This window comes from Priestia sp. P5 (assembly GCF_029522155.1).
Lineage (GTDB): Bacteria > Bacillota > Bacilli > Bacillales > Bacillaceae_H > Priestia > Priestia megaterium_E.
The window spans coordinates 458598-479090 of sequence record NZ_JAKWFJ010000002.1 but is presented as its reverse complement, the minus strand read 5'-3'; the positions used below and the strand labels follow the sequence as shown (position 1 = coordinate 479090).

The window sequence follows — 20493 nt, the reverse complement described above, 5'->3', positions numbered from 1 at the left end:
CACTTTTTTATAGAAATCGTTTCTTTAAATATTCGGCGATTTTTTGAGGATCAGCCGGCTGACTGACGATATAGCCTTGAATAAATGAACATTCGTGCTTTTGTAAAAAGGCGAGCTGCTCTTTTGTTTCAACGCCTTCTGCGATCACTTTCATGTTAAGAGCATGAGCTAAGTACAAAATGCTTTTTGTAATCGCCTGCTGCTTTCCTTTATCAGTCGCGTGTTGAATAAACGTTTTATCGATTTTGAGCGTGTTAAATTCAAAGTCTTTTAAATGTGATAACGAAGAAAATCCGGTGCCAAAATCATCTAAAGCAAACGTTACGCCAATTTTCTTTAATTCGTCCATGACTTTTTTTACGTGTTCTTCATACTGAATGATGGAGCTTTCCGTTACTTCAAATTCAATGAATGAAGGATGGATGTTGTAAAGGGCTAACGTTTGTTGAACGTGCTTTACAAATCCTCGTTTCAGCAAATGTTTAGACGAGACGTTAATCGAAACGGGCACGGTTTGTAACCCTTGATTCTTCCACTGCTGCAGCTGCTTGCACACATGATCAATTACCCAGTCGCCGAGTTCGATAATTAAATGAGTTTCTTCTGCTAATGGAATAAAGTCTTCCGGTGATACGCGTCCCCATTCCGGATGATTCCAGCGAATTAATGCTTCGATACTATCAATCTCTCTGCTGTTTGTATGAACCTTTGGCTGATATTCAATAAAAAACTCATCTTGCAGAAGTGCGTTGCGCAGTCCTTTTTCCAGATGATAGCTTTTATACGTCTCGCTGTCCATTAACGGCGAATACAGCTGCCAGTCGCTTCGCCCGATTTCTTTTGCACGGCGCATAGCAAGGTTGGCATTCGTCAATAAGGTTTTCACATCTTCACCGTCATGCGGGTAGATGCTGATTCCTATACTGGCTGTGACGTACAGAGAAAAGTCGTCAATCGTAATTTCTTTTTCAATTTCTTGAAAAAGAGCAGCAGCTAGCTTTTGACATTCATTGATATGTGCAAGAGATAAAAAACAAATCGCAAGCTCGTCTTCTCCTGCTCTAGCTAGCATCACATCTGGCGTTACGAACTTTTTTAACCGACTGGCGATAGACTGCAGCAGGCGATCGCCTACGTCATGTCCTAATGTGTCATTAATATGCTTGAAGCGATTCAATCCTAGATAAAAGACCGCTAATGAATCCCTTTCTTTTTTCATTTGCCGAATAAAATTTTTTAATTCTCTTTCAAACTTTCTTCGATTCGGTAAGTTTGTCACATGATCATGAGTCGCAAGATATTCAACTTGATCCATGTACTTTTTTTCTGCGGTGATATCTTCAACAATGCCGTCTATGCGCACTAGCGTACCGTTCTCATCGAGTGTGGGGATACATCGATCTTTTACCCACTTTATCTCTCCTGTTTTTGTATAAATCCGATACTGCTGGCGAATCGTTTTTCCTTTTTGCAGCTGATGCTGCGCTTTTGCCACAGCTGGTTTATCTTCAGGATGAATAAAGCTTTCCCACAGATCTCTATCTTCTAAAAATTTAATCGCATCTTCTCCGTAAATGTTGCTCACACCACTGGAGCATACAATCACTTTATTGCTTTGCACATCAACGGACCATATTCCGGTATCCAAATTGTTATAAATCGTTTGAAACTGATGTTCTTTTTGCTTTAATTCGTTTGTAATCACTTTCGATTCCGTAATATCATGAACAACGCCAATTAGCTGTATGACCTTTCCTTGCTCATCTACTAGTGCATCCGCTTGCTCAAACACCGTACGTTCTTCACCGTTTGGCCGTATCAGCGTGTATTCAATGTTATAGCTTTCTCCCGTTGAAAGTGCCTCCATAACTGCTTTTTCTAACCTTTTTTGATCACAGCTGTTGATTAATTGAAGAACTTCTTTTAAAGAAGGAGTAAAGAGCTGATTAGGATTTAATCCGCAAATATTATGCAGCTGAGGCGACCAATAGCTTTTATCTTCCGCCACATCGTAATACCAGCTTCCTACATTCGCAAGCTTTTGCTCCATTTTCAAATGCGTCTCTAATTGAGAAATGTGATTGGAGCGCTCCTGTTCTTTTGAATCATCTCGGCACACGGCGTAGACTCCCGCTACTTGCTCACTTATGATAATAGGAATAAGCGTAATATATAAATGAAGTTCTTTTTTTATTTTATGGTCAATCGTCGTAGAAAACTGAACTTTTTCCCCTTTTAAAGCACGTTGAAAGAGATTTTGTGCCTGCTGTTGTTTCGACTTATGTATAAGAGCTGTCAGCTGCTGGCTTTTTTGTTTGTGCTCGTTTCCTGTTAGCTTGAAGGCTGCTTCGTTGCTAAACATGATATCCCCTTCACAGTTGATAAAAAAAATACCTTCACTGTATTCTTTTAAAAGCTGTGTATTCAAACGATCAAGATGTTTCATGATCATGACCGACTGCTCCTTCTCCGTATTTTTATCTGGCAAGGTCTCATGCTGCCTCCTTTTATCTATTTCTTCTATACTAGTAGAATAAGTTATATTTGACATATATTTTACCCTACTTTCCCCAAATGAGGAACATCTCAGGTAAAGATAGCCATAGGCATTTTTTAAGGCTGTGTTATTTGGTAAAATAACACATATAAAGGAGGGATAACGTGACACAAAGTGGTAAAAAACATGATTTATTTTCTAGGGGTTCTCTTCAAACCGCTGCTTTTCTACTTCTTTTCTCGCCTCTTTTTACTCGTTTGTTTCAGGAGAACGTCTGGGCCTATATAACGGTGGCCTCTATCATTATTCTTTTTAATTTCATCACCGAGTGTATTCTAGTAAAAAGAATCAGCTCTGCTCCTAAAAACTACACTGCTTTTTTCCAAACAATTTGTCTGCCTGTGAACATACTTCTCCTATGTTTTTTCTACTATGTTACGTAAAAAAGCATCTATCAACTTGATAGATGCTTTTCTTATGTTATCAATCATTCAAAAGACTCGATACATGCTTGGCTACAATCGCTCCTTGACCGGCTGAAGAGCTGATACTAGAAAACAAGGGAGTCGTGCACGCGTCTCCAATGGCATAAATAGCCGGGTTGCTGCTTTGATGCACTTCATTGATGACGATGAGTCCGCTTTGTGTAGTGGTGACTTTTTCTTTAATAAGTTCAACATTGGGCGCTACGCCTAGTCTGATCAGCACTGCGTCTACTGATAGGTTTTTATTTTCACTGTTTTTACTCTTTAAATCGATTGATGTGACATGATGCTTTCCGTGGATAGCCGTCACTTCCGTGTCTGTCATCACTTTAACACCGGGGTCGGAAAGAACTTTTTCAACGTATTGCTCTCTTGCTTTAAAATGCGTAGAACGATGAATCAAATATACTTCTTTTGCTTTTGATGCTAAAAGATGTGCTCCTTCAAACGCCCGGTCTCCTCCGCCAATGAGAGCAACTCTTTTACCTTTTAACCGTTCTCCGTCTGCTGAAGCTGAATACACTTCTCCTCGGTCAATCATTTGCTGCTCACCCGGCACTCCGAGCTTTCGCTGACTAGAGCCCGTTGCTAAAATAAGATACGTATAGCTAATTTCCTTTTCTGTTTCTTGCTGCTTTACTTTTACTGTTTTAGAACGTTCGTCAATAGAAATTACTTTTGTATTCGCTTCATATAAGCAGTCCATATCGATAAAATGCTGAACCATTTTACGCTGCATCTCAATTCCGTTTTCCGCTTGTATTCCGGGATAATCGATAATCTCATTATAAATAGTAAACAGCTGTCCGCCTAACTGTGCCTGCTCTTCAAGAAGCAAGCACTCAACGCCTAGCCTTTTACACCACACGGCAGCAGAGATACCAGCGGGTCCTCCGCCAATAATCAGTACGTCAACATGTTGCATGCAGCTCACCTCGCTTCTGCTTCTCAGCTTATATGGCTTTTTGTTTCTTTACATTTGTCGCTGTAAAAGAGATAAAAATTCTCCTCGAACCTCTGGTTTTTCCATAAATGTGCCTCGAACGGATGAAGTGGCTGTAGAAGCTGAAGATTTTTTAATTCCTCTTCCGCACATGCACATATGCTTCGCTTCAATAATCACCATAACTCCTTTCGGCTCTAACACTTCTTCGATTGCATCTGCAATTTCATTTGTTAGACGTTCTTGAACTTGAAATCTCTTTGCATATCCTTCTACCGTACGAGCGATTTTAGATAAACCTGTAATTTTTTTATCCGGTATATACCCAACGTGGGCAACGCCAAAGAACGGTGCAAAGTGATGTTCACACATTGAGTGAAATTCAATGTCGCGTATTAATACCAGTTCATTATGATTCACGTCGAATGTTTTTTCTAAATGAGCTTTCGGATCTTCTCGGTAGCCTTCCGTGTATTCTAAAAACGCTTTTAACACACGGTACGGCGTCTCTTCAAGGCCGTCTCTTTCCGGATTATCTCCGCATAAATCAATCAGTTCTTTCACCGCATTCATAAATGTGTCAGCTTGACCTATTTTTTTATCTATTTCAGTTGAATTCGTGCCTACTGTTTCTAAAAATTTTTGAGCAATTAAATTTTGTGTACTAAGTGCCATCTTTTTACGTCCTCTTCCCTTTTCTTAGTAAGTTTATTTTTAAATGATGGTTTTGCTTCAGCTATTTAAAAACGCTGCTTCAAAATCTTTTGCAGCAAGAGGCTTGCTAAACAAGTATCCCTGCATGTGATCACAGCCGTTTTCCATTAAAAACGCTTTTTGATACTCTTCTTCCACACCTTCTGCGATTACCTGCAGCTTTAAGCTTTGAGATAAGCTGATAATCGCCTGAGCAATTTCACTGTTGCTGTAATCTTCTTGAATATCTTGGATAAAAGACCGGTCGATTTTCAAACAATCAATTGGTAATTTTTTTAAATAACTTAACGAAGAATATCCGGTTCCAAAATCATCGATAGAAATTGATATACCATATTTCTTTAACAGATGTAAAGCTTTAATCGTTTCTTCTGCGTTCATCAGCAATGTACTTTCCGTAATTTCCATTTCAAACCATGTGGGATCAAATCTATGGAGCGAAAGAAATTGCTGTATTTCCTTAACCAACACAATCGGATCCTGGAATTGCCGCGGAGAAAAGTTAACCGCTAGCGTCATTTTTTCGTTTCGATCCTTGTTCCATTTACTAACTTGAGAACAAGCTTTCTTCATGACAACTTCCCATAGAGACTGAATCAAACCTGCTTCTTCTGCTATAGGAATAAACGCTTCTGGAGAAACAAATCCAAGCTCTGCGTCATTCCAGCGAACTAATGCTTCTACGCCGGTGATTACGTTGCGCTTCGCTTCTATTTTCGGCTGATAGTAAACGTCAATGTCACCTTTTTGAATTGCTTTTCGCAAGCGCGTTTCGATGTGAACTTTTTCAGCTTGTTTTTGATTTAACGAATCATGATAAATACTTACTTTACTGCCGCCTTGTCTTTTTGAAGCATACATGGCAACATCTGCATACGTAATAAGCGTGTCCAAATTCGTAGAGTGCTCCGGATAAAAGCTTAACCCGCTGCTAATACTGACAAACACTTCATCATTGTCAATGTAGCAGGGCTGTTGAACATACGCCATGATCTTCTCGGTGATACCTTCAACTTCTTCCGGTGTAAAATCGCTGAATAAAATGACAAGCTCGTCTCCTCCTTGCCTTGTAAGAAAGCTGTTAGCAGGAGGCAGACAATCTTTAATACGGTTGGCTATCAGCTGTATAAGCTGATCTCCTTTTGAATGCCCTAGCGTATCATTAATATCTTTAAACCGGTCTATATCCATAAATAACACGGCTACGTGACGAATGGACTTTTCCTTCGACTCGATTAAGCGCCTGTTTAATTCTTCTTTAAAATATCTTCTGTTTGGCAATCCTGTCAAAAAGTCGTGGTAGGCATGGTACTCACTTTCTTCCTGACTCTTTTTTAAATCGTCCACATATGTTTTTAAAAAGTGAGAAAGGTGGTTGATGTTTGCTACAAGTCCTCCCAGCTCATCTTTTCTTCTTACATTCAGCACCTTGCCAAAATTGCCTTTGGCGATTTGATTTACGTGCTCCATAATATGTTTAATCGGCCGCGTAATGGATGTAGAGAAAACAAAGCTGATAATAAGAACAATAAAGATAAACGGAAGAGACAGCAGTAAATGTTTGATTAATTCTTGCTGCAGCTCTTTTTTAATAAGTCCGTAGTCATACACTACGCCTATTACGTAAGCAGGAGAGTTTTTTTCCTTAATCGGTACCAATGTTTTTAATATTTTTTTATGGTTAATTTCAGCAGTATAGCTTTGTGATTTTCCTGTTTTTAAGGCCTTTTGAATGGACTTTTTATCACGTTCGGTATTTCGATACGTGTATGTACCGTACCAAATCGGCTGATCTTTTATTCTAATATATTTATTGCCGTTTAAATATACGTTTTGATTTCTTTTCCCGAAATTTTTCGGGTTAAAAGCCGTTAGTTCGAGAACGCCTTCAAGATTTTCCGTAAAACGGTTCATCACGTTCGTAGGACCAAACCTTTTTTCAAAATCCAGTACGTGCCGATCTCGAAAATAAGGATCAATAATGTAATTAGTAGACCCGTCGTAATAATAACCCCATTTGTCAATGTGATTAGGGTTGCTGGAAGCTATTTCAATCGGCCCGCTCCAAAAGTGAGATAAAGCAAATCCTTTTTTGGTAGTAACCGGCTGCTGTGAAAGAAGCTGCTGAAAAGATGTATACCAGTAGCCCCACTCTTTTGTAGACATATTAATCTCTTTAGGATCAGAAGATTTCACGCCTATAATATCATCTCCTACAGGAGCTAATAACGTAATGTGAGATACCATCAGTTTTTCAGCTAATCGTTTTAACTCATCATTGCTGATGTCATGGTAATCAGCAGGCAAAGACTGTTGAATCGCAATCGAAGCCGTTCGTAATTCCTGTGCCATCCGATCTTCCATATAGGAAGCACTATTTTTAGAATTTTCGACTTCGTACGCAATTTCTTCTGTGACCAGCGTGATTTCCCTTTGATTAAACTCTGTTAATCTATTTTTTGATCGAATGTAGTGCAAGGTGTTATTCGCTAGTAGAATACACAATACCAGCAAAGTAAAGAATACGGACAACTTTTTCTTTATCGACACTAGTGATGGCCTCCTGTTTAAAGAACTGATCCGACAGTTTTAAAGCCTGCCTATATGCTCTAGCTTTACATCGGATACTATTCTTCAATTTCTACAAAAAAAAGAATGAACTCATGCAAAAAACCAACCGCTTTGGTTGGCTCTATTCTTAACTAATCATCAAATATATTAAATACATACTTTTATTTACATGGGTAGAACAAATTTGTATTACTATAATATTTTAACTTCTTTTTTAAAAATATCAAAGGGGGAAAATTTAACTTTCTTTATCTCAACTGCTATTTCTTAAACTTCTTCAATATTCGGTGATACCAATAGATTCCCACGCCCGTGAATAAAATAATCGTTCCCCACTGATGAGGTAAAAACTTCAGCAGCCATATGGACATGATAATAGTGGCTACCGTTAAGTTACTCAGCCACTGCTCTCGGCTGAGCTTTTTCTTATTTACTACCACCGCTATATAACCGAGGGGTGGTGCAAAAAAGCACAGCAGCATCAGAAATTTTTCTGAACGATACCAAGGCTGTTTCTTCATTTTTTCTCACTTTTTCTATTTAAAATGAACTGATAGCCAAACGTCACAATCATCCCTGTCCAAAACATCGAAAATGACGACACTAACTCGGCGCCATTATAGGCATACATTATTATGTTCACAAACAGCAGCAATAAAAGTATATAAAAACCTGCTGACACAGCTTTATTCCAATTTCGATGCTCCTGCTTAGAGGCATCCTTAAACAACTTCATCGAAACTCTCCTTTTACATCTCATATATCACTTATCTCTTTAGAAATTCTATCTTTATGTTAGCATATTGGGTAGTTTTGGAAAATAGATAAAGGAAATTCTATTGAAAATCCACGAACAACAACAATAGAACTATAAAAAGATAATAAATGTAAATAAATAATTCTTTTTAACTATTATTTTGCACACAAAACGTCCATATTAGTATACAATAATCTCAAAATATGTTTTTAAAGGAGATAAAAGGATGACAGCAACTCATAATCAGTTAACAAACGCATTTCACCGTATGCCACACGATCAAAACACATTTCATTTTCTTGATGAAAAAGTAACGCTTCTTGTACCAGGTGAAGATACAAACGGAGCTTACGCAGTAGCGCACGTAGTGAAACCAGCAAACCAAGGTCCCCCGCTCCACCTTCACGAACATGAAGACGAAACGTTTTATGTAAAGCGCGGCTCAATGATTTTTTACATAGGAGAAGAAATAATTGAAGCAAAAGCGGGCGATTATGTTTTTGCTCCTAGAGGTATTCAGCACCGCTTTGTGACCGGACCAGAAGAAACGGAATTTATCCTTACTGCTTCTCCTGCAGGCTTTGATTCATTCGTTAAAGAACTCGGTACTTCCGTTCCCGAAAGTGCTCCTCTGCCGCAAGTGGGACCACCTACTGAAGAAGAAATTATCGGTTTAGTTACCGTCTCTAAAAAATACGGCATTACCTATCCTGAAATTGAAAAAGCACTGAATAAAAAATAGACCCTATACATAAAGATCTGCTCTTTGCCGGGCAGGTCTTTTTTCTATTTTATCCCTCTTCACTCATGGAATAATTTAACACACACTTGTCCACACTATACTTATCTGTTTTTTATAAATACGTGCCATTTTTATAGATAGGAGGAAAGCCAATTGAACGCAGAAAGCAAGCGTTTGACTTCACCTGAAATAACAAGTCTATGCGCGCAGTATTACCAGGATACGCTGGCGGCTTGCGTAGCGAAACACGTTCTAGCAACGGTAACGGATGCCGAGATTCGGTCGCTATTTGCCTTTTCTCTGGAGTTATCAAAAAAGCATATTAAGCTGCTTACTGCCATTTTTCATGCCGAACATTTTTCGTTGCCGAACGGATTTACAGATGAAGATGTGGATTTGCACGCACCTCCGCTTTTTACAGACTCGTTTTGGCTGAAGTATCTTCATGACATGACGATTCACGGCTTGTCAGGGTATGGCATTTCATTTAGCGTTTCGGTTCGCCGAGATCTTCGAGATTATTATCATCAGTGCAATTTAGATGCGATGGAGATCTATAATCGGTCGCTCGATCTGCTTTTAGCAAAAAATCTTTATGTGCCGGCTCCTTATTTTTCAAACCCAAAAAAACAAGAGCCAATCACAGATTTGACTTACGCTCTTGATTTTGTCGGCAAGCAGCGCCTTTTAAACGCAACGGAAGCCGGGAATATTTATTTTAACTTACGCAAAAGCATGGCAACCAAAGCGCTTTTAATTGCCTTCAAACAAGTGAGCAAACGAAAAGACGTGCGGAAAGTAATGGAGACGGGGCTTGATGTGGCACACAAGCATATTGAGCTTTATTCTTCCATCATGCACGAAGAAAACCTTCATACTCCTCCGCTTTTGGATAATGAAATCACCACGTCTACGCACGCGCCTTTTTCAGAAAAGCTGATGACGTTTCACGGAGGCGCAATGTTTAAAGTAGCCATTACTTATTACGCAACGGCAATGACCACAAGCATGAGGCTTGATATTGTCGGGCACTGTGAAGCGTGTATTTTACGAGACTTAAAAGTAGCGGGGCGCTGCAGCGAAGTGATGATTAAAAACGGGTGGATTGAAAAGCCGCCTGAAGCAAGCGACCGTAAAGAAATGTAAGTTTTTTTACGTTACGTCTTGACCTGAAACGCGTTTCATACTTTATGCTTTGTTTATTCTCATCAGCCGGCGTGACACGAACGGTGGCGTTACGGCTGATATGTTATCCATAAAAAAATCCGGTGTGTTCACCGGATTTTTTGGTATGACTACATATTCATTTCTTTTTTATACGCCAAGTACGAATACAAATAAGGAATCGCCACGCACAGAACGATACTACCCCACATGATAACTGACTTGTATCCATCAGGTAAAAAAGCGCTAATAAGAATCAGCAGTCCGCCGATAAAAAAGAGTTTTCCAGATAAACGATGCGTCTTTTTCCATACGGTTTCATTGCTTAATGTCCACGGTGTACGAATCCCCATAAAATAGTTAGAGCGCACGCGCTGCAAGTAGTTTCCGATAATGATAAAAACGAGTCCAGCCATAATCGGAGCAATGTACGACATCGGCACGTTATAGCCAAGCCCCTGTAAAATAGTGCTCATATTTACAAAAAAGAATAATAGCAGTACGGCGTTTAACAGGATATTATACGTTTTTGAAAAGTACTTATAATTTTCTTTACGCGGGTCAATTCGCGGAACAAAAGCGATGACAAAATAAATAAGTACCATGATTCCTACCGTTAAGATCATTGCATTGATCTTTGTGGCAAATCCGTCCGCTTCTCCATTTGCTCCCCAGTGAATGGGCATCGTAGCTGGAAGATGCGGCAGTGCAATCAGCCATGCAATTAGTGTGAAAAGGGTAATGCCTAAAGGAAATACGTGCTTTTTCATTTAACTCTCTCCTTTCTGAAAGCTGAAAAACCAGCCGATTAAATCTTGAAAAACGGTTGTATTTAACGAATAAATCACAAACTGCCCTCTTTTTTCATCTTGAACGAGGTCCGCTTGCTTCAAGATTTTTAAATGATTTGAGATGCTTGGTTTGGTCATATTAAAATACTCGGAAATTTCTCCTGCGGTTAAATCCCGCTCTTTTAGCAGCTCTAAAATCTTTCTGCGAGTAGGATCCGCTAAGGCTTTAAACGTTTCATTCAATTGAAGTTCATCTCCACCATATTTAAGTATTTAGATAATTATCTAAATATTAAACTATAAAGTATAATATGTCAATATTTTGAAAAGAGAACAGTTGCATTTGACTCATTTTTTTGTTTTTTCAAAGCAGTCCATGCATACAAACTGCGCTTCTTGATGTAGAAAAGCTTTGATTTCGGTCATGCCTCTTCTACTTGGATACTTCATTCACATCCATATTTCTTCATAAGGCTGAATTTCTTTTTGACAAACGTAACATCGCTCTTTGATTTCAAACATACTATCCCTCCGTCCCTTTGTATAACTATACGTTTTACTAGCCAAAAGGTTTCATAAAAAAGAAGCTGGGACGTAACCAAATCAACCCTAGCTAGAAGCAACTACAGACATGAAACCTACGTTCATTCTACCAATAAAAGAATCCGAACGATTTATCGTTCGGATTTTTTTCACCTAACATACTTGTGGCCTAGCCCCTTTTAAACATTATAGCGGCGTTACGTCTTCCTGCTGTTTTTGCTGTATTCTTTGTTTTTTCGATTTTCTGAAGTGAAGCAGTTCATATACAACTGGAATGACTACAAGTGTAAGCAGAGTCGCAACGGCCAATCCTCCGATTACAACGACTGCAAGACTTTGAGAAACAAGGCTTCCGCTTTCGCTTTGTTTAAATAAAAGCGGCAGCATCGCACAAATCGTAGCAGCAGACGTCATGACAATTGGACGCATACGCGTAGCCGCTGCTTCAACAATGGCATCGCGCATAATCATTTTCTTTTCATTTTGTTTCACGCGGTCTAATAGTACAATCGCATTCGTTACAACAATACCAATCAGCATCAGGGCTCCAAGTAAAGCCGTTACGTCTACTGGGATACGGCTGATTAATAACCCTAAAACGGCACCGATCGCAGCAAGCGGAAGCGAGAATAAAATGGCAAACGGCGTGCGGATTGTTTTAAACGTAATGACCATAATTAAGAACACAATCCCAATCGACACGAGCATCGTAATAAACAAGTCAGAGAAATCTTCTCCTTGCTGAGTGCTTGCTCCGCCGATTACAACGTCAACATCTTTTGAAATGGACAGTCCTTTATTCTTACCGTCTCCAAAAATCGTTGTTTGGATGTTTTTATTAATCTCTGAAAGCTTTTCTGGATTTACATCCGCTGTTACTTGAATATATGGGTCTCCATTTTTATGAAACTGATTTGTTGGCTTTTCAGCTTGCGTTAGTGAAGCCACTTTTGAAACAGGCGACGGTCCTGTCTCTGTCATAATAGAAATATCTTTTAACTCTTTTGGTGACGTTGGATTTAAGACAGATTCAAGAAGTACGTTTGCTTGCTTGCCTTCTAAATCTATCGCTCCAATAGGCGTTTTATTCAGCATAACGCCAAGCTGCTGCGCTACTTGCTGCGTGTTTGCTTTTGTTGGATCTACGTCTAAAGAGTAAATCGTTTTCTTTTCGTCTTGGTTCGTAGAAACTTTGTCTACTCCTTTTATATCGCTGATTTCTTTCTTAATGCTGCTTGCTGTTTTTTCTAACTTGTTCATATCGTTTCCAATTACATCAACGGTAATGGAAGTAGTGGACGCTCCCATTAGGGAAGCTGCACTTACGCTAAGATCCCCTCCGTCATAGAGTTTCTTTTGATTTTGAATTCGTTTCATTAGCGAATCAGTGTTTTCACTGTCTTTTACGGTAATCGTATACGTAGCTTCAGTAGGCGAACCAACGTCTCCCCACTTGGCTCCTTCATCCGTATTACCAAGCTGCATATATACCTCTTTTACTTCTTTTTGAGCTAAAATGTAGCGTTCAAGCTGCAGTGATTTTTCTTCTACGGTTTTAATTGGCGTGTTATTTGGATAGCTTAACGTTGTGCCTACAAAGTCAGATGAAGAGTTATCCACCGCTCCTTTAGGCATCATTGTGTACGCGCCAATAGATCCGACAAATAAAAGCAGCGAAAGCAGCAGTACAACCCATTTATGATTAAGCGACCACGTAATGACCCTTGTAAAACGAACCGGCTGCTTGTGCTTGCGAAGTTTTTCATTTTTTAATAATCCCGCACTCATTAACGGTACAACCGTAAGTGCCACAATTAATGAAGACAGCAGTGAATACGTCAGCGTTAGTGCAAACGGAAGCATAAAGTCTTGAAGCCCTCCGTTTACAAGGCCGATTGGTAAAAAGACGGCGACTGTCGTTAACGTAGAAGCGGTAATAGCAGAGCCTACTTCTTTTGTGGCATCAATAATCAGTCCAAGCGAAAACTCTTCTTTTTGCATTTTGCGGAAGATGTTTTCAATGACAACGATGCTATCATCTACCAATCTCCCAATCGCTACCGCTACTCCTCCAAGCGTTAAAATATTGAGCGTGACGCCTGATTTGGATAATAAAAAAAGCGTAAAGCAAAGCGATAACGGAATGGATACAATTGTGATAAACGTAGAGCGAATGCTGCGTAAAAACAGCATGATGACAACGGTCGCAAAAAGTGCGCCTAGCAACACTTCTTTCATCATGGAATGAACAGAGTTTTGTACGCTGTCCCCTGTTGCAAAAAATACAGAAGCATTCACATTGTTATAGTCTTTGTTAATTTGCTGAGACAGTTTTTTTACTTCTTTTGTGATGCTAACGGCGTTTGAGTGACTGTCTTTTGTAACAATAAGTAAAAGTGCATCTTTTCCGTTAATATGCGTCACGACGCCTTCAGGCTTTTTCACCTCTACTTTTGCAAGGTCGCCTAGCGTTACATCCTGTGCAACCGGCAGCTTTTTCACTTTGTCCAAGCTGTCAATTTTACCAGTTACGTTGATATTGCTCGACTTGTTATTAATGACTTTTTCTCCAACTGCAAGCGACGTGTTTTTTCCTTCTAACACGCTGATAACTTTATCAATAGTCACGTTCTTTTGTGACAATTTTTTATTATCAACTTTAATAGACACGTAGGAATCCGCTGTTCCATACGTTTGAACACTCGCAATGCCTTTAATGTCTTTATATTTAGGGATCAGTTTTTTCTCTGCAAGATCCAGATTGTCTCTTGTTAATCCTTCTTTAAATGTGAGTGAAATATCTGCGATGGGAATCATAGAGGTATTTAATTGAATAACATTAGGCTTTGATACACTGACTGGAAGCTGCACCGAAGACAGCGCTTCTTGGACGTTTGTTTTTGCTTCTTTCATATCCGTTTTGGATTCAAATGAAATATCGATTTTGGAATAGCCGTCTCCCGTCGTTGAATACACGTTGCTTTTTCCTTTAACACCGGCTACCGCTTCTTCAATCGGTGACGTCACTTGTTTTTCCATGGAGTCTGCATCCGTTCCTTGCCCCATAACTACTACTGACACTTGAGGCTGATCAGCGGTCGGCAGGAATTCCATCGGAAGTGTAAAATAACTAATGACTCCTAAAGCTAAAATTAAAATAGACATAATGGTGATAGCCGCTTTGTTTTTAAACGACCATTTGGTGAGCCAAGACATGAAATTTCCCCTTTCACTTTTTCGTACGAACTCAGTCAAACATTTCTAAAATATGCTAAATAACTACTAAATTATACCTAATGATCCTTACCATTTAAAGACTTATTTTTTGTGAAAAGTCCCATTATTTGAACAAAATCGTTTATGTATATGCTTTTAGTTATGTAATCAGTCTCTTTCCAGCACAAAAAAAGACGCCGATACCCGGCGTCCCACATGTAGTAAGTGAAAGAAGAAGAAGAATATGCCTACGATTTCTCAGGCAATTCTATGACCTTATTTGGTTTCTTCCCGTTTTTTTATGAAATAAACATATTTAGCATAAATTCCCTTAACTAGCAGCTCGATTGTGCTTTGATTCCGTATCGTTTTGAATTTTTAAGGAAGTCAATAAAGCTACGATACTTCCGGCAAAGCCAAATAAAAACAAGTGATGAATGCCTGCCATAAAGCTTCCGCCTGAAGTCAGCAACGCACCCATAATTGTAACGCCGATTGCTGTTCCCATGTTTCTGCAAAACATAAAAAATGACGTTGAAATACCTCTTTCGTGTCCTCCTACTAATTGCTGTACACCAATGACTCCAACCGTAGACAGCAGACCAAACGATAGCCCTTGTACAATCATGACGCAAAACACATAAAAGAAGCCATGACTTTCATTTAGCATAAGCAGAAGTGTTCCCGAACCAACCAGCAGCACATTCCCAATTAACAACAGCTTTCTATAGCCGTGTTTTAAAATCCATTTACCCGCCGGCACGGACACAGACATCCATCCAACCGCTGTTCCTAACAGCGCCACTCCGCTCATAAACAGTGACAAATGCGCTACTCGCTGTAAAAATAACGGAATGTAGCTTGACGTTCCGAATAAAGCCACCGTTCCAATAAACGCATTGATATTAATCCATGACAGCGTTTTGTTTTGGAACATAGACAGCGGTACAATCGGAGAAGCATGTTTTCGTTCATGGAGATAAAAAATCACTAATAAAATAAGTCCAGCGACTGCATACACAACTCGATTCTGTTCCACTACCGTCACAAGCAGCAGTGACGTAACGCCTGCTCCAAACAATATGGCACCGATGTAATCGACTTTTGCTCTTTTCGGCTCATAGCTTTCTTGATATGGCATTAACGTCAGAAATGAAACAATACATACGGGTAAATTAATAAAGAAAATCCATCTCCACGTTAAATAATCCACAAAAAAAGCGCCTAAAAGCGGAGCCAACACAGCTGATAATCCCCACATTGTTGTAAACAGCGCCTGAATTTTCCCTCGCTTCTCTACGGGAAATAAGTCTCCGGCAATAATAGCAGGAAACGCCACCATAAACCCGGCTCCTATTCCTTGAACCGCACGGAAAAGAACAAGCTGAATCATCGTATTTGCCACGCCGCAAAGCATCGAACCAATTAAAAAAGCAATGATACCAAACCCAAATACTTTTTTGCGGCCAAATAAATCCGATAATCTTCCCGCTACCGGAGATAAAATCGTGCTTGCAATCATGTACGAAGCAAACGACCACGCGTACAAATCAAATCTTCCAAGCTCTTTTGCAATAACGGGCATCGTCGTATTCATAATCGTTGAATCAAGCGAAGCCACTAGCATTGCCAGAACAATACTAACCATTACGGACGTTCTGCTTTTCATGTAACAATCTCCTTATCTCTATAATCTGAGCGTCTAGTTTACTCCTCCTTGCCGTTTGTTGTCTATATTTATGCACACAAAATGCTAAAAAGCTTCTCACTTTACTATGAGAAGCTTTTTACCCCCTTATTCACATATCTTCTTGAACCTTTTCTTGATCAGACAGTTCTTTGTTTCGAGCCATAACCGCAAACCCTGCCATTACAATGATGCTGCTTGAAATTCCGTATAGAATTGGCGTAGTAGAAGAAAGTCCTTCAATCAATAGACCTCCAAGTACTACTAGCGTACTAACAACAATCGCCGAAACTCCTGCTTTTGGATGAATGTCTTTCCAGAATAGGGACACAACAAACGGAACAAAAATCGCTCCTGATAAAATGGCATACGCAACGTCTAGCGCAACAAGCACGTCTTGAATCCAAAGAGCAAAAATAATAGCAAGGACGCCGACAATAAGCGTATTAACGCGCGTTAAAATTAAATAATTTTTCTCTGAAATATTTTTAAGCCACACTTTTTTAATAATATCGTTACTAATCAGCGTAGAAGACGCAAGCAGCGTTCCTGAAGCAGTTGACATCAGCGCCGAACAAACGCCTGCTAGTACGAGACCTAATAATCCTTGAGGCAGGATCTGAACTGCAAGCGTCGCAAAAATGCTTTGACTGCTTTCTGCATTTGGTAGCAGCAAATACGCACACATTCCAATTACACTTCCCGCAATCGCGTAGGCAATGCTGTACACCCCTGCAAAAATGGAGCCGTTTCGCGCAATTTTTTCTGTTCGCGCCGTAAATACTCGCTGCCAAATATCTTGAGACACTGCCATACCAAGCGTATATAGAAGGAAATACTGAAAGATTTGACCGTATCCAATCGATGAAAAATCAAAATAAGATGATGGCAAGTCTCCGCTAAGGGCTTTAAAACCTCCTGCTTCTGATACGCTCATTGGAAGCATAAATCCAAAAATCGCTACCGTCATCACAACAAACTGAATAATATCAGTGACCGTTACGCTCCACATTCCGCCTAAAATCGTATAGAACAGAACAATCGAACCGCCAATTAACATCGAGGCCGTCATGTTCCATCCAAGCAGCGCATGAATGATTGTTCCCATTCCAATCACTTGAGTGACTGATACCATGAGTGTATAAATAGCGGCAACAACCGCGCTGATAATTTGCGCTTGAGCGTTATATCTTTTTCCTAGCAGCTCACTGATAGTCGTCACTTTCAAAGACGAAATCCGCTTAATAAAAATCGTGCCAAGCGTAATGATTCCAAGTCCAATCATCGTCACAAACCAAATGCCAGACAGCCCGTGCTCATAGCCAAGCTGAGCCGTTCCAATCGTTGATGCTCCGCCTAAAATAACGGCAGACAAACATCCTAAATACATAAACATTCCTAAGTTTCGCCCGGCTAAAATAAAATCTTCTGATGACTTTGCTTTTAACGAGCCAATGATACCAGCTACAACCAATACGCCAAAATAGACAAACATAACCGTCATATCCAGTCCGTTCATAACAGATTCCTCCTTAGTATGGGTCAATTTATCTTTTATTGAAACAAAGAGCTTCTTAAAGCTTTAGATCACGTGAAGGCTTGTGATTTCTGTCAATGCTTCGTCTAACACGCGAAGCCCGGCATCAATTTCTTCTTTTGTAATCGTTAAAGGAGGAATCATTCGAATCACTTCTCCGCTATTTCCGCAAAGGTAAAACAGCACTCCTTTTTCCAAACATTTGTCTAAAATCTCAAGAAGAAGACTTCCGTCACCTTGCTTTGTTTTCGGATTAATAATTTCAATTCCAATCATTAGTCCCACTGAACGAATGCTTCCAATCACTTCATGCTTCGCTTTTAAATGCTGAAGCTGATCCGCTGCATATTTCCCCATTGCTTTTGAATTTTCAATCAGCTTTTCTTCTTTTAATACCTCTAGCGTCGCAAGTGCTGCTGAACAAGCAATGGGATTGCCTCCAAAAGTTGTTCCGTGTGTACCAATCGGCCACTTTTCCATGAGCTGTTTGGAAGCTACGGTAGCACTTAACGGAAGTCCTGATGCTATGCCTTTTGCGATTGCCATAATGTCAGGCGTCACGTCAAACGTTTGAGCTGCAAACCACTCGCCGGTGCGTCCAAAGCCGGTTTGCACTTCGTCAAAAATAAGGAGAATGCCGTGTCTATCACATACTTCTCTTATTTTTTGCAGCCACGCTTTCGGCGGGATTACGTAGCCGCCTTCTCCAAGAACCGGTTCTACAATCATGCACGCCACTTCTTCCGGCGTTACTTGATGCTTAAACAAAGTGTCAAAATCTTTTTCCAGCTTTTCCACGCAGTAGATTTCCGGATCTTTTCCTTTTGGACACTGAGTCACGTCTGCATAAGGCACTTGATACGTTAAGCCCGATGGCTGAAGAAATTTCCGGTATTTGCTTTTTGATGTCGTCACGCTAAGCGCTCCGAGAGAACGGCCGTGAAAGCAGCCCGTAAACGAAACCGTATAAGGTCTTTGCGTCACGTATTTTGCTAGCTTTAACGCTCCTTCTATTGCTTCAGTTCCGCTGTTGGCAAAGAAAAAGCAGTCCAGGCCTCTTGGCAATACTATTTTTAATTCTTCAGCAAGCTGTAAAATAGATTCGTACATAATCACACCTGACGGGCCGTGCATAAGATGATCAACGCTTTCTTTAATCGCTTGTACAACTTTAGGGTGACGATGACCTGTATTAGCTGTTGCAATACCCGATGTAAAATCTAAATACGTTTTTCCATCAGCTCCGTAGTAGTAGCAGCCCTCTGCTTTTACCACGGGTAAATTAGGGTGATCTTTGGCCATGCTTGGTGCTAGTAAATCGGGTAGACTGTTCATTAACTGTGTAAGTGATGCCTGCTTCATCTGACTTCCTCCTCGCAATCTATCAAGTAATGTGTTTGTACTTGTTTTACATGCAAAGAGCGTGCCAAAGACGTTAAAAAACGGAATGTTTTTTTAATTTTCTAACAACTGAAGGCTGACTGATTCCAAGTGCTTCACCTATTTCTGTTGTTGTTTTATACTGTTTTTTTGCTCTTACTAATATCTCTTTTTCCAGCTCGTTTAACGCGTCATTAAGCTTCATTTCCCCATGTTCTTCAACGTGCTGAATCCGTTTTTTTCTATGCAGAGAATGCGGTAAATGCTCCATTGTAATCAGCGTTTGTGAAGACACAACCACAGCGTGTTCAATCACATTGATTAACTCTCGTACGTTTCCTTTCCACTCATGCGCAAGCAGTGCATGAATAACCGCATTATCAAACGTTCTTTTTCGGTTATATTTCTTTTCAAACTGCTCGGCAAAATGTGTGAGCAGCGGAAAAATATCTTCAGGGCGCTCGTTCAAAGATGGAATGGTAATCGGTACAACGCTTAAACGAAAATATAAATCTTCTCGAAATTCTTTTTCAGCAACGGCTTTTTCTAAATCTTTGTTCGTCGCTGCAATTAAGCGAAAGTCCACAGTTTTAGGCTTTCTTCCTCCAACGGAATAAAACTGTTTTTCTTGAATGAGCTTTAAGATTTTTACTTGATGAGCCGGTGACAGTTCTCCCACTTCATCTAAAAAAAGCGTACCTCCATCTGCTAATTCGACCAGTCCCACCTTTCCGTTTTTCGATGCACCGGTAAAAGCCCCTGCTTCATATCCAAACAGTTCAGCCTCAAATAAATGATCTGGAATTGCCCCGCAGTTCACTTCAATAAACGGCCCTTTGCTTCTTGTACTTTTGTTATGTATCAGCTTGGCTAAGTGCGTTTTTCCTACTCCGGACTGCCCTAAAAGCAAAATATTTACGTCCACGTTCGAAACGTGAACGGCCGTACGAAGAACGTGCTGCATCTTTTCGCTGTTGCATACAATTCCTTCAGTTGATAGATTTTGGTTTCTTAGCAGCATAAGCTCGCTCTTTACGCGCTGCATTTCGCCTTCCATCGCATCAAGATATGTTTTCATTTCCATAAGCTCCGTCACATCATGAGAATAGCTGACGATTCTTTTAATCTCTCCTTTTTCATCTTTGACAGGAATGCCCGTAACGAGCACTTGCTTGCCTTGTTTAGTTGTTTGTACAAGCGTAATTTTCTTCTTTGTTTCAAGCACAATTGGCGTGACGATTGGTGTAAAAAGCCCTTGTTTTTCAAGTTCATACACAGACTTTCCGAGCAGTTTTTCAGCTTTTACATCGTAAATGTTTCCCGTTCCTTCATGTATTCGCACAATGATACCTTTTTCATCCGTCACAAGCAAATCATCTTTTAATGAATGAAGGATCCACTGATTTTCATTCCATTCTGAATTCATGTATGCTCCCCGCTTTCTATTCATTTTTGAATAAAATACA

General features: G+C 39.9%; 15 protein-coding genes. 2 read left to right on the top strand and 13 right to left on the bottom strand.

All coding sequences use genetic code 11. The features are described from left to right. Positions 1-7: 7 nt before the first annotated feature. The 6 genes from MMB69_RS19240 to MMB69_RS19215 all read right to left on the bottom strand — a co-directional run bounded on the left by MMB69_RS19240 (position 8) and on the right by MMB69_RS19215 (position 7946). Positions 8-2452: a sensor domain-containing protein gene (locus MMB69_RS19240; protein ID WP_277448240.1), complete on the bottom strand. Its 2445-nt coding sequence runs from the start codon at positions 2450-2452 to the stop codon at positions 8-10. 528 nt (positions 2453-2980) lie between these two features. Beyond that, a complete protein-coding gene (locus tag MMB69_RS19235; RefSeq protein WP_277448239.1) occupies positions 2981-3907 on the bottom strand; it encodes an NAD(P)/FAD-dependent oxidoreductase in 927 nt (308 codons plus the stop codon). Between the two features lie 48 nt (positions 3908-3955). Then, positions 3956-4600: a GTP cyclohydrolase I FolE gene (gene folE, locus MMB69_RS19230; protein WP_025749591.1), complete on the bottom strand. Its 645-nt coding sequence runs from the start codon at positions 4598-4600 to the stop codon at positions 3956-3958. 57 nt (positions 4601-4657) lie between these two features. After that, entirely contained in the window at positions 4658-7189 is a 2532-nt protein-coding gene (locus MMB69_RS19225; RefSeq protein WP_277448238.1) for an EAL domain-containing protein, read from the bottom strand. 281 nt (positions 7190-7470) lie between these two features. Beyond that, positions 7471-7731 carry a hypothetical protein gene (locus MMB69_RS19220; protein ID WP_277448237.1) on the bottom strand — a complete coding sequence of 87 codons (261 nt, stop codon included), beginning with the start codon at positions 7729-7731 and terminating at the stop codon, positions 7471-7473. Then, on the bottom strand, positions 7728-7946 hold the full coding sequence (locus MMB69_RS19215; RefSeq protein ID WP_277448236.1) for a hypothetical protein: 219 nt from the start codon (positions 7944-7946) through the stop codon (positions 7728-7730). Before MMB69_RS19215 ends, MMB69_RS19220 begins: the two co-directional genes overlap by 4 nt. A 247-nt stretch (positions 7947-8193) precedes the next feature. Here MMB69_RS19215 and MMB69_RS19210 point away from each other — a divergent pair, with 247 nt between their 5' ends. Further along, entirely contained in the window at positions 8194-8709 is a 516-nt protein-coding gene (locus MMB69_RS19210) for a cupin domain-containing protein (RefSeq protein WP_277448235.1), read from the top strand. A 153-nt stretch (positions 8710-8862) separates the two neighbouring features. Beyond that, positions 8863-9855, top strand: a complete 993-nt coding sequence (locus MMB69_RS19205) for a DUF3231 family protein (protein ID WP_277448234.1) — start codon at positions 8863-8865, stop codon at positions 9853-9855. 149 nt (positions 9856-10004) lie between these two features. Here MMB69_RS19205 and MMB69_RS19200 read toward each other — a convergent pair whose 3' ends face one another. The 7 genes from MMB69_RS19200 to MMB69_RS19170 form a co-directional block, all read right to left on the bottom strand. Continuing rightward, a complete protein-coding gene (locus MMB69_RS19200; protein ID WP_221782121.1) occupies positions 10005-10643 on the bottom strand; it encodes an SdpI family protein in 639 nt (212 codons plus the stop codon). Continuing rightward, complete coding sequence (locus tag MMB69_RS19195) at positions 10644-10907, bottom strand: autorepressor SdpR family transcription factor (RefSeq protein WP_013082079.1); 264 nt, start codon at positions 10905-10907, stop codon at positions 10644-10646. Positions 10908-11393: 486 nt separating this feature from the next. Further along, positions 11394-14423 carry an efflux RND transporter permease subunit gene (locus MMB69_RS19190; protein ID WP_277448233.1) on the bottom strand — a complete coding sequence of 1010 codons (3030 nt, stop codon included), beginning with the start codon at positions 14421-14423 and terminating at the stop codon, positions 11394-11396. Positions 14424-14754: 331 nt separating this feature from the next. Next, complete coding sequence (locus tag MMB69_RS19185) at positions 14755-16092, bottom strand: MFS transporter (RefSeq protein WP_277448232.1); 1338 nt, start codon at positions 16090-16092, stop codon at positions 14755-14757. A gap of 130 nt (positions 16093-16222) precedes the next feature. Beyond that, positions 16223-17629, bottom strand: coding sequence for a sodium:solute symporter family protein (locus MMB69_RS19180; protein ID WP_221782116.1), 1407 nt, complete (start codon positions 17627-17629; stop codon positions 16223-16225). Positions 17630-17692: 63 nt separating this feature from the next. After that, positions 17693-19009 (bottom strand): aspartate aminotransferase family protein, encoded by a 1317-nt coding sequence (locus tag MMB69_RS19175; protein ID WP_269870559.1) that lies wholly within the window; start codon positions 19007-19009, stop codon positions 17693-17695. Positions 19010-19082: 73 nt separating this feature from the next. Continuing rightward, positions 19083-20453 carry a sigma-54 interaction domain-containing protein gene (locus MMB69_RS19170; protein WP_221778521.1) on the bottom strand — a complete coding sequence of 457 codons (1371 nt, stop codon included), beginning with the start codon at positions 20451-20453 and terminating at the stop codon, positions 19083-19085. Positions 20454-20493: the final 40 nt, after the last annotated feature.

Coding starts and splice junctions, on each gene's coding strand:
- MMB69_RS19170 (WP_221778521.1), bottom strand. CDS start 20,453: ATGAATTCAGAATGGAATGAAAATCAGTGGATCCTTCATTCATTAAAA.
- MMB69_RS19240 (WP_277448240.1), bottom strand. CDS start 2,452: ATGATCATGAAACATCTTGATCGTTTGAATACACAGCTTTTAAAAGAA.
- MMB69_RS19180 (WP_221782116.1), bottom strand. CDS start 17,629: ATGAACGGACTGGATATGACGGTTATGTTTGTCTATTTTGGCGTATTG.
- MMB69_RS19210 (WP_277448235.1), top strand. CDS start 8,194: ATGACAGCAACTCATAATCAGTTAACAAACGCATTTCACCGTATGCCA.
- MMB69_RS19215 (WP_277448236.1), bottom strand. CDS start 7,946: ATGAAGTTGTTTAAGGATGCCTCTAAGCAGGAGCATCGAAATTGGAAT.
- MMB69_RS19190 (WP_277448233.1), bottom strand. CDS start 14,423: ATGTCTTGGCTCACCAAATGGTCGTTTAAAAACAAAGCGGCTATCACC.
- MMB69_RS19175 (WP_269870559.1), bottom strand. CDS start 19,009: ATGAAGCAGGCATCACTTACACAGTTAATGAACAGTCTACCCGATTTA.
- MMB69_RS19220 (WP_277448237.1), bottom strand. CDS start 7,731: ATGAAGAAACAGCCTTGGTATCGTTCAGAAAAATTTCTGATGCTGCTG.
- MMB69_RS19200 (WP_221782121.1), bottom strand. CDS start 10,643: ATGAAAAAGCACGTATTTCCTTTAGGCATTACCCTTTTCACACTAATT.
- folE (WP_025749591.1), bottom strand. CDS start 4,600: ATGGCACTTAGTACACAAAATTTAATTGCTCAAAAATTTTTAGAAACA.
- MMB69_RS19235 (WP_277448239.1), bottom strand. CDS start 3,907: ATGCAACATGTTGACGTACTGATTATTGGCGGAGGACCCGCTGGTATC.
- MMB69_RS19185 (WP_277448232.1), bottom strand. CDS start 16,092: ATGAAAAGCAGAACGTCCGTAATGGTTAGTATTGTTCTGGCAATGCTA.